This window comes from Pseudoalteromonas sp. PS1M3, assembly GCF_016865405.1.
Taxonomy (GTDB): domain Bacteria; phylum Pseudomonadota; class Gammaproteobacteria; order Enterobacterales; family Alteromonadaceae; genus Pseudoalteromonas; species Pseudoalteromonas marina.
In genome coordinates this window covers 36,900-49,958 of the sequence record NZ_AP022625.1, presented here as the reverse complement: position 1 = coordinate 49,958, position 13,059 = coordinate 36,900, and the positions used below count along the sequence as shown (strand labels likewise).

Annotated in this window: 12 protein-coding genes; 7 read left to right on the top strand and 5 right to left on the bottom strand. The window is 41.5% G+C overall.

The window, feature by feature from the left end; translation table 11 throughout:
- Nucleotides 1-136: 136 nt before the first annotated feature.
- Genes PS1M3_RS17040 through PS1M3_RS17030 form a run of 3 tightly spaced genes read right to left on the bottom strand, consistent with a single transcriptional unit; the run spans nt 137 to nt 2,405 of the window.
- Nucleotides 137-478, bottom strand: a complete 342-nt coding sequence (locus PS1M3_RS17040) for a DUF3325 domain-containing protein (RefSeq protein WP_203987696.1) — start codon at nt 476-478, stop codon at nt 137-139.
- Nucleotides 475-2,070 carry a PepSY domain-containing protein gene (locus PS1M3_RS17035; protein ID WP_203987693.1) on the bottom strand — a complete coding sequence of 532 codons (1,596 nt, stop codon included), beginning with the start codon at nt 2,068-2,070 and terminating at the stop codon, nt 475-477. The genes PS1M3_RS17040 and PS1M3_RS17035 overlap by 4 nt, the downstream gene beginning before the upstream one ends.
- A complete protein-coding gene (locus PS1M3_RS17030) occupies nt 2,067-2,405 on the bottom strand; it encodes a hypothetical protein (protein WP_203987690.1) in 339 nt (112 codons plus the stop codon). The genes PS1M3_RS17035 and PS1M3_RS17030 overlap by 4 nt, the downstream gene beginning before the upstream one ends.
- A 222-nt stretch (nt 2,406-2,627) precedes the next feature.
- Between PS1M3_RS17030 and PS1M3_RS17025 the strand changes: the two genes are divergently transcribed.
- From PS1M3_RS17025 to PS1M3_RS17010, 4 genes are all read left to right on the top strand, one after another.
- Nucleotides 2,628-2,984 (top strand): VOC family protein, encoded by a 357-nt coding sequence (locus PS1M3_RS17025; RefSeq protein WP_203987687.1) that lies wholly within the window; start codon nt 2,628-2,630, stop codon nt 2,982-2,984.
- Between the two features lie 150 nt (nt 2,985-3,134).
- Nucleotides 3,135-3,725, top strand: a complete 591-nt coding sequence (locus PS1M3_RS17020; protein WP_203987684.1) for a uracil-DNA glycosylase family protein — start codon at nt 3,135-3,137, stop codon at nt 3,723-3,725.
- A gap of 284 nt (nt 3,726-4,009) precedes the next feature.
- Nucleotides 4,010-4,723 carry a phytanoyl-CoA dioxygenase family protein gene (locus PS1M3_RS17015; RefSeq protein WP_203988047.1) on the top strand — a complete coding sequence of 238 codons (714 nt, stop codon included), beginning with the start codon at nt 4,010-4,012 and terminating at the stop codon, nt 4,721-4,723.
- A 163-nt stretch (nt 4,724-4,886) separates the two neighbouring features.
- Entirely contained in the window at nt 4,887-7,271 is a 2,385-nt protein-coding gene (locus PS1M3_RS17010) for a TonB-dependent receptor (protein WP_203987681.1), read from the top strand.
- Here PS1M3_RS17010 and PS1M3_RS17005 read toward each other — a convergent pair.
- Entirely contained in the window at nt 7,255-8,184 is a 930-nt protein-coding gene (locus PS1M3_RS17005) for a LysR family transcriptional regulator (RefSeq protein ID WP_008132859.1), read from the bottom strand. The genes PS1M3_RS17010 and PS1M3_RS17005 overlap by 17 nt on opposite strands.
- 90 nt (nt 8,185-8,274) lie before the next feature.
- On the opposite strand from PS1M3_RS17005, the gene PS1M3_RS17000 reads away from it, so the two are divergent.
- The 3 genes from PS1M3_RS17000 to PS1M3_RS16990 all read left to right on the top strand — a co-directional run bounded on the left by PS1M3_RS17000 (nt 8,275) and on the right by PS1M3_RS16990 (nt 12,073).
- On the top strand, nt 8,275-9,081 hold the full coding sequence (locus tag PS1M3_RS17000; RefSeq protein WP_008132858.1) for a class II aldolase/adducin family protein: 807 nt from the start codon (nt 8,275-8,277) through the stop codon (nt 9,079-9,081).
- A gap of 126 nt (nt 9,082-9,207) precedes the next feature.
- On the top strand, nt 9,208-11,199 hold the full coding sequence (locus tag PS1M3_RS16995; RefSeq protein WP_008132856.1) for an AMP-binding protein: 1,992 nt from the start codon (nt 9,208-9,210) through the stop codon (nt 11,197-11,199).
- Between the two features lies 1 nt (nt 11,200).
- Nucleotides 11,201-12,073, top strand: coding sequence for a bile acid:sodium symporter family protein (locus tag PS1M3_RS16990; RefSeq protein WP_033025890.1), 873 nt, complete (start codon nt 11,201-11,203; stop codon nt 12,071-12,073).
- Nucleotides 12,074-12,130: 57 nt separating this feature from the next.
- Here PS1M3_RS16990 and PS1M3_RS16985 read toward each other — a convergent pair whose 3' ends face one another.
- Nucleotides 12,131-13,039, bottom strand: coding sequence for a LysR family transcriptional regulator (locus PS1M3_RS16985; protein ID WP_203987678.1), 909 nt, complete (start codon nt 13,037-13,039; stop codon nt 12,131-12,133).
- Between the last annotated feature and the right edge of the window lie 20 nt (nt 13,040-13,059).

Here is a 13,059-nt window from a genome sequence, read left to right as displayed (position 1 = left end):
CTATATTAGCTGCACTTGCAACGAGACATGCAAGTGTTGGACATACTGAATATCCCCCCTATTGTTGGCAAGCTTTATAGCTTGCCATTTTTTTTGCCTAAAATTAATGGCTTTTTTGGGATCAGATTTTTACTAACTACAGTGAGGTTACTACTAATAATAGCCCTGATAAGCCAATCAGTAACATATTTAAAAAGCTAAATGGCTTAATCAACTTTTCTATAAAATTATAAAAAATCGTTATAATTAATACACTTAACCCCATAAAACCACAAAACAGTAAAGCTCCGTATCCTTGCTGCGTAACAACACAGAACAATAAACTTAGTAAAATACTGATCCAAGCAACTATTAGCAGCAAATTACTTTGCAGCTTAGAGGGACGCGTTGTAAACACCGTTTTAAAATGCACTGGTTTTGCCAAAGCAAAACCATTAAAAGCAAACAAACAGAGGCTAAAGCTAAGTAAATCAATCATGCTTTTTGCCTCTTTTTATTATTGGTCAGGTTATTAGCTGTTTTTTTAGATGCGCTAGAAGCAGTACGTAATTTTTCGGTTTGTACTAAAAACAATATGCTAAACAGTAAAAATACCGCATCGAAAATAAACAAGGCCCATTGTTTATTAAGTAGGTAGCTCACTATATTACCCTGTGTGGTAAGCGCATTTATTGCCGGTACACTCAAACACGCGAGGGCATTTATGGCTGCCATTACACGCCATTGCAACCTATCGCGCTTTAAAAGTGCCATAACGGCAACCACTAACCATGCTAAAAAGAACACTGTAACTTCTTTTTCACCACGCCCTGCTACGGTTGGACTAAGTAATCTATTGGCAATAAAAAAGGCGCAAGTAGCCAGTGGTAAACCCATAATGGTGGCAAGGTTTAAACCTTCGACTAATTGTAAGCCAAATGAGGCTTTACCCTTATTACGCTCGCGTATGCGTTTAGCCCACATTATGCAGCCAGAGCCAATCATTACGCAGCCTGCAATACCGCCAAGTACGTATAACCAGCGCAGTAAAGGCGTAGCAAAGCGCCCTGTATGCATAGAGTTAAGTGATTCATAAAGTGCTTTACTACTGCTAAGTTCGTCATCAGTCTGTGCAACTAATTCGCCAGTAGCGCCACTAAACAAAAGCCGCGGAGATTGATCGCGAAGCGCCTTTGCAGGGCTCACCAATACCGTTACTGTTGAAGCGGCCATATTCGGTTTACTAACCTGAACACGCGTAATATCTGCACTAGGCCACTTAGTATAAACTTGATCCAAAATAGTGTTTATAGGGAGCAAATCTGCACTGCCTTGGGCGTTATTAGTCACGTTATTGCTAGGTGTTACATCGTTAAAAAAGCCACGCATACCCTTGTCGTAGGTAGTTAACGCAGGGTAGGGGAACAACATAAATATAAGCGTAATAATGCCTGTGTAGGTAATCATTAAATGAAACGGCAAGGCAAGTACCGAGCTTAAATTATGCGCATCTAACCAGCTACGAGTCCCTTTATTGCGCCTAAAAGTAAACATATCTTTAAATATGCGCTTATGAATAACCACGCCCGAAATTATTGCCAGCAGCATAAAAAAGCTGGCAAAACACACCACCCAACGCCCTGTTATGGCATCTAAATAATAAAGCTGATAGTGCAACCTATAAAAAAAGTTACCGCCTTTGGTTTCAACAAAAGCGGGCAGCGCTTGCATGGTGTTTGGGTTTAATTGGGTATTTACAAACTGGCTGCGGCGCTGTCCTGGCTCTTTAGGTTTTGCATAGCCATATACTAAATACGGTATTCGCTCTTCGGGCAAGGTAATACGCCAACTAGGGGAGTTTGCAGCGTGCTGATTTAAATAATCAAAGCCCTTTATAATTTGCTGCCTTTGCGCGGCCACTCTGTCGGTTTGAGCTTGCACATTGTGAATAGCAGGTTGATTCCAGAGGTTTATTTCGTCTCTAAAAAAACTCGCTGTGCCTGCAAAAAATATTACATAAATAATCCAACAGGTAAGTAAGCCCACCCAGGTATGCAGCCAGGTCATCGACCTAAAAAAGCTGTCTTTCATAGCCAACCCTTCAGTAAAGCCAATACAGCAACAAAAAAACCGGTACTTAGTAAAATACTGATCCATGTAGTTTTTAACGACTTAACCGAAAACGCATAAATAAACACAGCGGCGAAAATTAAAATACTGATAGACACACACAGTAATACGGCATCTTGCTTAGGAATGGGCAGCAGCACACTTAATAATGAAATACACGCTGAGGTAAACGCATAGCCACCTACTATGGCAATAATAAAACGCAAAAATACTAACACTCTATAGCTTTGGGCCACCTTTAAAAGCGCAGCTAGGTTAGTTTTTGTAAAAGGTGCTATGTGCAGAGGTGCCTGCATAGTTAACAAATCCCTTATTCAAATACGAGGATAAAAATAAGGGGTTATTATAAAGCTTACAAATACAAAAGATAGTGATTCTCATTTGTATATTATAGATAATTTTACATTAGTGCCTAGCATGTTGGTAAAATACTGATCTCTGCTCTTTTAGGGTTATTGCTTAGCTAATAACGAAGGTTTACAGTGGTCAATACTGGCAAGCCAAAGAGTAAATTTAAAATGAGCAACCACGAAAAACTAAATTATGTAGAGTTACCCGCGTGCGATTTAACAGCCACAAAAAGCTTTTTTACTAACGTGTTTAACTGGCAATTTACCGACTACGGCCCAGAGTATACGGCGTTTAGCGGCCAAGGACTTGATGGTGGCTTTTTTAAAGCACCGCTTAAATCACTTACTCAACATGGAGCCGCACTGCTGGTGTTTTACAGTAACGACATTCACGCAACCTATAAAAAAGTAGCGCAATATGGCGGCAAAATTGTAAAACCTATTTTTGAGTTCCCCGGTGGTTGCCGCTTTCATTTTACCGAGCCTAGTGGTAACGAATTTGCCGCATGGTCAGAAAAACAATAAATATATCAAGTGATTAGTTGTTATTTTTAGATGAGATCACGATTTTACCAACTAATAACTAGTTTGAGTAAAATAAACCGATTTTTTACCAACTCATTAGGTCTAAATGGCCATTTAGAACAAAATTCAAGCATTTAAGGCCAAATTTATATGGTTCCCATCAATTTAATTGAGCAAGTTAGTAAATGCGTGATCTGTGAACCTCATTTACCGTTAGGTGCTCGCCCCGTTATACAATTTAATGCCAATGCGCGTATTTTAATTGCCGGCCAAGCACCGGGCATAAAAGTACACGAAACTGGCAAGCCCTTTAACGATGCTAGCGGAAACCGCCTACGCGGATGGCTTGGGCTAAGTGTTGATGAGTTTTATGACCCGCAAAAAGTAGCTATTTTACCTATGGGCTTTTGCTACCCAGGTAAAGGTAAGTCGGGCGATTTACCTCCGCGTAAAGAATGTGCACCCGCATGGAGAGCGCAATTATTGGCCGCTCTGCCAAATTTAGAAATGACAATCGTGCTTGGTAAATACGCGCAGGCATATCATTTACCTCACACAAAAAAGAGGCCGTTAACCGAGTTAGTAAAATCGTGGCGTGAGTATTGGCCACAATATTTTGTATTACCGCACCCAAGCCCTCGCAATAATATTTGGCTTAAAAAGAACCCATGGTTTGCAGAAGATGTACTGCCAGAACTTGCTGAAAGTGTTGCTGCAATATTAAATAAAGAACCACAATGAATAGCTATAAATCAAACGGTTATATGCTTGTAAAGGGGCTTTACAGTAACAGGGAGCTAAATAAAATTAAGCTAATAATTAGGGCGTGTTGATCTTTGCGGATTGAAATTTGTTCAATCTAGGGGCGATTAAATCGCGGCGCGAAGTTTGTAACCTAGTGGGCTAAGTAAAAACCGAGCAACAAAGAGTTTATCGCCCCTAGGCAGAACCCAAAGGGCAGCGCATGTTTGGCATTTATGCTGCGTTATCGCCTATTTATGTGGAATAACCACACTTCATAGGCTCTGCCTTGCCTAAAAACCAAACATACTGCTGCAAATTCAACCATCAAAGTTCAACACGCCCTAAGCTTCCATACAAAGTGGAAAACTAATAACCATGAGTTTTATAAATCCCGTGCCATTAATAGCTCAGGCATAACAAATAGTGAGTATTTAACGGCGCAGCAAAACGAGGGGTTATTTAGTTTAATTGCTGATAACAAATTAATTAAGCATGTAGAACTGGCGATTAGTGAGCCACTGTTTTTAAATACTCAGTTATTTTTTAATCCCGTTAATGTTACACAAAAAAACTATTGGCATCGCGATATGCAATACCATTTAAATGTGCAAGAGCAACAAGCTGCGTTAAACGGGCCCGACGTAGTGCACTGCCGGTTAGCCCTTGAAGACGAGCCAGGTATAGAGCTTGTGCCCCATTCGCATAAAAATTGGGATACACCAGAGGAGCTAAATGTAGGTCTTGCAAAAAATAATAAACTGCCAAGCGATGACTTAACTACAGGCAAAGTTATTAAACTTAATGCGGGTGACTTACTGCTATTTTCAGCCAATATGATTCACCGAGGCTTATACGGCAAAAACCGTTTAGCACTGGATATTATTTTTTGCGAAAGTGCACCACAGCTTACCGCCTTTATCAATGCAGCAAACACTCCAAACTCGGCAATCGCTAATAAAACCGCTAATCCACAAGTATTTTTTAACCCACTTTAAACCCGCTATAACCCCATTTAACACAACACTTTTTCGCTTAACTATAAATATTACTAATAGTGTTGAATAAATAAACATCACTGTTATTTATTTTAAGACTCGTCAGTATGAAATAGACGCAAAATTATCCAATAAAAATAACCTCTATAATGGAGTTGCAGCTATGACAACTGAACACACACAATCACACACACGTTTAAAGCCTGCTTTATTAAAGCAAAAAGCACTGACTTTATTTACGCTCAGCGCATTAAGTGTGGGTATGGCACAAGCCGCCGAGAATAAAGTGAATAAAAGTGAGCTTGAAACCATTACCGTCACTTCGCAAAAGCGGGTGCAATCACTGCAAGATATTCCTACCTCTATTCAAGCGCTTTCTGGCGATTACCTCGAGCAAAACAGTGTTGACGATTTACTCGCCCTAAGCGAAAACCTACCTAACGTGCATATAACCGAAACCTCAAGCAGTAAACGTATTTTTGTACGCGGTATAGGCTCGGGTACTAACTCAGGCTTTGAGCAATCGGTTGCTATGTATAAAGATGGCGTGTATTTAGGGCGCGGGCATCAGGCTAAATTTCCATTTTTAGATATGCAGCGCCTTGAACTTATAAAAGGCCCGCAGTCGGTTATGTTTGGTAAAAACGCCACAGCAGGTGCCTTTAGTATGATCTCAAATTCGCCAACCGATGAACTTGAAGGCAACGTATCGGCAGAGTTTGGATCAGACAACGAAAAGCGCTTTACAGGCGTTATAAATATTCCTATTAACGATGATTTAGCCATACGTATTGCCGCGTTTGACCACTCTGTTGATGGCTTTTTATATAACCAAGCGCGCCAAAGCGATGAGCAATCTAACGACTCATCAGGTGCGCGTTTATCAATAGATTGGCAAATAAACGATGATATAAATGCATTATTTAAATGGGAACACGGTGAGTTTGAATCGCATGGCTCGCGCTACCAATACATTATCGATACTCCCGACCGCGACTTACAAATAGCAAATGACCCTACTAACCCGGGTAACGTGGGCTATCGCTCACTTTTACTAAGCGACAACTCAGGCCTTGATTACACAAGTTCGGTATCGGGCGATGGCCACCCAGGCGGGCTTAATGAGCAAAGTAAAACAACGCTTGATAACGCATCACTTAAATTAACCTATAACCATGGCGAATACGAATTTGCCTCTGTAACCACGTATAGCGAGTATGATTGGGACTCAACCTTTGATGCCGACTTTTCTGAAGTTCCGCTTATAAAACAAGACTACTTAGAAACCTATAACCAGTTTACGCAAGAGTTTAGAGTAAGCTCGCCAACAGGGCGCACGCTTGAATACGTAGCGGGCATTTTTTACATGAGCAGCGAGCTTAAACACCCAAACGATATTTTATTTGGCGCATCGTTACTTATTCCTGATTTAGTGGGTACATCATTGGGCGTAAATGCGCTGTTTGATCAAGACCAACAAAGCTACTCCGCATTTACCGCCCTTACTTGGAATGTAAACACGCAATGGCGCGCTAATTTTGGCCTGCGTTATCAAAAAGAAGAAAAAGAAGTAAGTAGCGTACAAAATGTGTATAGCGTATTTGAGCCCAACACACCGCAAGCCGTACAACAATTTGCCAATGCGGCTGCGCCCACTATTGCAGGGCAGCTTTCGGGCGCGGGGGTACATGACCTTAACGCTAAGCGTGATGAATCGCACTTATCACCCAATATTAGTGTGCAGTATTTAGGGTTTAACAACACCATATTATTTGCAAGCGCTGGCATAGGCTACAAAGCCGGTGGTTTTGATGGTTCTGGCTTAAATGGCTCACAAGGTAACACGGTTGATGAAAACTCAGGCTTTGAGTTTGACGACGAAAAAGCCACAAACTTTGAATTTGGCATAAAAGCCGAGCCAATTAAAAATACTCTGCAAGTAAACGCTACACTGTTTTACACCCTGTACGATGACCTACAAGTATCTGAATTTAATGGTAATGCATTTGTAGTTAAAAATGCCGCCGAAACCAAAGTAAAAGGGATTGAGCTCGATTCGCGCTGGGCAATAAATCAAAGTTGGCAGCTATCGGCAAACCTTGCTGTGCTTGATTTTGAATACGAGCAATACGCCAGTGCCTCGCCAACGGTTATGCAAAGCGAGCTACTTGGCCAAGCGTTTCAAGATTTAACCGGGCAAACTGGCGCGTTTGCTCCCGATTACTCAGGCAATATAGCGATTGATTACAATACCGAGGTGTTTTCAAACCTTACTTTAAGTAGCAATTTAGCGCTTAACTTTAGTGACGATTACTTTTTAGAGCAAGATCTTGACCCAATAGCAAGGCAAAGCGCTTTTGAAAAGCTAAATTTACGCATAGAGCTAGGTAGCAGTGAAGGAGATTGGTCGGTGGCGTTATTGGCTAAAAATTTAACCGATAAACACACTTTTTCGCAGGCCAACGATGTGCCAGTAATTAGCTACGCACACCGTTTTTTATCAGAGCGTGGGCGCAGTTATCACGCACAATTTAATTACCGCTTTTAAGTTTGTCAGCAGGGATAAGTTGCTGGGCTAAACCTAGCAGCTTTTCTCGCATCCAACTATTTACTAAATCGTCATCGGCTTGTTCGTGCCAATACATGTGCACGGGCATTAACGGCACATCAAACGGCAAGCTAGTTACATGCACAGGCATTTGCTCTTTTAATACCTGCGCGTACGCGTTTGGCATTGTCATTATCATGTCGCTTTGGCTAATCACTTTAGTCGCCGCAAAATAATGTTCACATTTAAGCACTACATTACGGGCAAGTGCATGCTTTGCCAGCGCCATATCAATAATATCTACCTGCGCACCTTTTAACGACACCAACGCGTGCGATGCCTTTGCGTAATTTTGTACGGTTAAGTCATTTAATATTGGGTGATCGTGCCTACAAATTAGCGAAAAATGCTCATTACAAATAAAGGTATTTTTTATATGGTTGCTCGTTGGGGTAAGCACATCAATGACTATATCTAGCTCTTGGTTTTCGAGTGATTTTTCCATATCAACATGCGACACCTGTCGGCTGTTAATCGTGATATTAGGGGTGTTTGTGAGTAGGTCGCTCATTAGCGGCGGAAAAAATATCGATTCTAAAATATCTCTAAAGCCAAATTTAATTTCGCGCTTAAAGGCGGCTATATCAAAAAGCCGCTCGTTGTTCATGGTTGCCTCTAATGCCTGCACCGACTCAATCACTTGGGCTATTATTTTTTGGCAAAAAGGCGAGGGCACCATACGCCGACCGTGGCGAATAAATAAGGGGTCGTCAAACTTATCTCTTAGGCGCGAAAGCGCATGGCTAACTGCTGGTTGCGTTAAATGCAGCTTATCTGCAGCACTGGTAATGCTCCCCTCTTGGTATACCGTTTTGAGTATTACAAACAGGTTTAAATCTATCTTTCCATGCATAGCATTTATGTTTAACCATTAATTAACATCACTTCTATTTATCTTAAGCGAGACTAAACTAAAGTCAATAGACTTTAATTTAGGATTATTATGAGCAATACACTAGAGCAGCAAGCCGCAAAAATGACCATAGGCAGCGATAAATTTAAACTTATTATGCCGCCTAAATTTAACACCCTAAACGAGCAACGCACCTACGAAAAACAACGCCTAGCCGCGGGCTTTAGAGTATTTGCTATGTACGGTTTTGATGAAGGACTTGCTGGGCACATAACACTTCGCGATTGCATAGAGCCCGATACATTTTGGGTAAACCCCGTAGGTATGCACTTTGCGCATATTAAAGCGTCAGATCTTATTCGGGTTAATCATAAAGGTAATATTATTGAAGGCAGCACACCGATTAATAATGCGGCGTTTGCTATACATTCACGCATACATATGGCGCGCCCCGACGTAAACGCAGTAGCCCATGCGCATACACGTTATGGCCGTGCGTTTTCAGCATTAGGTGAGTTACTTAAACCAATTTCGCAAGATGCCTGCGTATTTTACGAAAACCACAGCGTTTTTGATGTATTTAGCGGCGTAGTAGCCGACAGCGAAGAGGGCGACATGATAGCTAAATCGCTGGCTGATCACTGCGCTGTTATTTTGCAAAACCATGGTTTACTTACCGCTGGTTCGTCGGTTGATGCTGCAGTTGCCAACTTTGTATTGCTAGATAGCTGCTGCCAAAGCCAGTTATTAGCACAAGCCGCAGGCGAACCTAAGCTTATCTCGCACGAGGTAGCACTACATACAAAACATGCTAATGGCTCAGAGCTGGTTACATGGGGGAACTTTCAGCCCATGTATCAGGTAGTTGCTGCACAAGACAACAGTTTTTTAGATTAAAAAATGGCAATAACTTAGTTTTTGATAGACTAAATTTTATGCGGTAATGGCCCACACAACCAAAGCCGTGTTAAACACCATGCACTCACACGCAAACACACATTATAAAAATACGTTGAGAGTTTTATGACTATAACAACAATTAAAAACCACGCCGATGTTGGCAATTTAAACCTTGCTGAAATATCACCAGCGCAACTTCCTCGCTCTACTTATCATGCCATTTTACAATCGGCCCAAAACTTTGGTGATGCAACCGCTATTGAATACATTTTAGATGGCGACTGTATTAGCGAAGCGCAAATTCCGTTTGCAAAAAAGCTTATTCACCGTATTTTAATGACCTTTAAAGGCAAAAGCTTTGCTAATCCGCACCGTAAAATGAGTTACAAAGCGCTCGCAAAAAACGTAACAGGGCTTGGCAATGCATTGCACTCGTTGGGTATTACTAAAACCGAGGTAACCTCGCTGGTGTTACCTAACTTCCCTGAAACCTATGTCTCGCTTTGGGCAGCAGAGGCCGCAGGCATTGCAAACCCCATAAATCCCTTGCTTGATGAGTCCATAATGAAAGAAATTATGATCTCAGCCAATACCAAAGTAATTATTGCCCTAGGTCCAGTGCCTGGTAGCGATATTTGGCAGAAAGTAATGGCAATTAAAGAGCATATTCCCGGCCTAAAAGCGGTTATTAGCTTATTTGGTGACGACATAGCGTGCTCGCAAAATAATAAAGTACCCGTGTATGGGTTTAAAAAGTTACTGGCTGCGCAAAATACGCAAGCAGCTAATTTTACTTTGCCTGAGCAAAGCGATGTGTGCGCGTATTTTCATACGGGTGGTACCACCGGCCTACCAAAACTTGCAAAGCACTTGCACTTAAACCAGCTCACCAATGCAGGGCAGGTTAATTTACTTTCGCCAGTAAACGCAGGCGACACCATGCTAGTAGGCTTACCTATATTTCATGTAAATGCGGCGGTAGCCACGGGCATAGCCTCGGTTATGAAAGGCTGTAAAATTTTACTCGCAAGCCCTTCTGGCTTTAGGGGTAAAAACATCATTCAAAACTTGCTCACCCTAATTAATAATTACGATGTAGCCGTTATGACCGCCGTACCCACGGTTTACGCTGCTATGGTTGAACAAATTACCTCGCAAAAAATTACTGTACCACCGCTTAAAATGAAGTTTGCCATTTGTGGGGCTGCGCCGCTTTCATCAGATTTACAAGCCCTGTTTACTAAACTCACCAATACCCCACTGGTAGAGGGTTATGGCTCAACTGAGGGCAGCTCGGTAAGTACGTTAATGCCTGTAAATCCAATTAATAAAGAGGCTTCTGTAGGGCTACCAATACCGGGGATTACGCTTAAAATTGCCGATATAAACGAGCAAGGCACGCTTATTAAAATGTGCGATACACTCGATGTTGGCGAAATAATAATAACCGGTAATAACGTATTCCCGGGGTATGTAGAAGATGCGCATAACCAAGGCGCATGGGTAGTTGATGAAAACGGCCAACAATATTTTAGAACCGGGGATTTAGGAAAAATAGATGAGAGCGGGTATGTATCGTTATGCGGTAGGCAAAAAGAGCTAATAATACGCGGCGGGCACAATATAGACCCCAAAATGATAGAAGATGCCGCAACCAGCCACCCCGATGTAACACTTGCAGCCGCCGTGCCACGCCCAGACAGCTACGCAGGCGAAGTGCCGATACTTTACGTCATGCTAAGCCCACATAGCACGCTTAAACTTGATGATCTTAACATGTACGTTAGCGCCAACATACCTGAACGAGCAGCAATACCAAAAGCCATTTATATAATTGACGAAATACCACTGACCGCAGTAGGTAAAATTTATAAGCCTGAACTGGTTTGCCTAGAAATAAAACAAACCATTACAGAGGCAATTAACGCGCATTTAAAAAACAAAGCCGTGCAAATAAATGTGTTTGCTGATAAAAAGTTAGGCATAAAAGCAAATATTTTTGTAAATGAAAACGAAATAAACGAGTTACAGCCTCAAATAAAGGCGCTGTTAACCCCGTTTTCATTTAACTATGAAGTACTCGCTATAAAAACAATAACTAACGAGGTCGCCTAATTTGAATGCATCTTTTTTAACAGAAATAATATTACCCCTAGCCTTAGCGCTCATTATGTTTGGTATGGGTTTAGGCCTTACAACTACTGACTTTACAATACTTTTTAAAAAGCCCATTGCAATTGCTATGGGCTTGGTAGGCCAAATTATCGCCATGCCGCTACTGGCTTTAGGTTTATGCTATTTACTTAATTTACCCACACCAATTGCAATAGGGTTAATGATTTTAGCCGCATGCCCTGGCGGTACTATGTCAAACGTAGTGAGCCAGCTAGCAAAAGCTAATTTAGCGCTTTCGGTAAGCTTAACCGCCGCCTCAACTGCTATTAGCATTATTACCACCCCGTTTATTATTGGCTTTGCCATGCACCAATTTGCGCCGCAAGACGATGCCAGCTTTTCAATATTAACTACATCACTTGGGCTATTCGTAATCACCTTAGTGCCTGTAGCCATAGGTATAAGTCTGCGCCATTTTAAAAGCGAATTTGCGATTAAAAGCGAGCCGTTTTTTAGGCGTTTTTCGTTATTTTTTATGCTTGCCATGATAGCCGCGCTAGTAATAAAAGAACGCGCCTTACTGGCAAGCTCGTTTAACGATGTATTTTGGGCGTGTATAGCACTTAATATTGGTTCAATGATCATTGGTTTGCTAATAGCAAGGCTTTCAAAACTATCTTTAACTGATTCGCTAACACTTGGCATTGAAGTAGGGATTCAAAACGCATCGCTGGCTATTTTAATTGCTATAAGCTTTTTAAATAAGCCTGAGTATGCCGTAACTGGTGGTGTATATGGCCTTGCCATGTTTATTGGGCCGCTGTTATTAATTGCTGGGCTTAAGTTTAAAAACAAACGCCTTGTAAACGCTTAAAAAATAATGCGAAGCGCCAAATTTAGTTCACTAAATTTGGCGCTTTTTTTATAGCTATTAACGTTTAAAAATATGCTGCACTTGCCCGCGTAACCATACTAACGCGTCGTCTTTATCAGTACTTTGATGCCAATATAAATGCTGATAAATAGCAGGCATAGTGGTGGGCACAGGCCTTGCTATTAGTGTGTCATCCAACAATTGACTGGCAACCATTGAAGGTAAGGTAAGTAAAAATGGCGCGTCTTTTATTACCTCTTTCACGGCAAAATAATTTTGACAACGTATAGCCACCTGCCTATTAAAGCTCAATTGCAATAACGCAATATCTTCAATAACAGTACCGGTTGCCCGGTTAGATACCGCCACATGCTTAGCCGCTAAATAATTGTCTATATTGAGTTGGTTTTTAAGCGGGTGGTTTTTTTTCATGAGTACACAAAAGTGATCGCTTGAGAGAACAGCGTGGCTAATGGGCGCTTTTATTGGCCGTGCTACATCAATTGCCATATCTATTTGATGATTAGCTAATTGCTTATGCATATCTTCACGGCTTAATTTTACGCTCGCTAAGCTTGCATTGGGAGCATGTTTTGCCAGTGCAAGTTGCAATTTAGGCAAAACAATAGGCTCTATTGCATCGTGCAGGGCTATTTTAAAGGTTTGCGCTGTGGTCTCTAAATTAAAGTCACCGCAGGCTTGTAGCACTTGGCGTAATTTTTCGAGTAAATCTATTAGCTCGGGTGCCATACGTTGGCACGCAGGGGTGGGCAGCATTAATTGCCCTTGGCGCTCAAATAACGGATCGTTTAATACAGTGCGCAAACGTTTTATAGCATGGCTAACTGCTGAGGGCGTTATGTACAGCACCTTTGCGGTTTCGCTCATGTTTTTTTCACGGTATAGGCATTCAAATATTTTAAGTAAATTTAAATCCAACTGCTGAATATTTTTAGCTTCTATCATTATTACCCGCTCATACTATG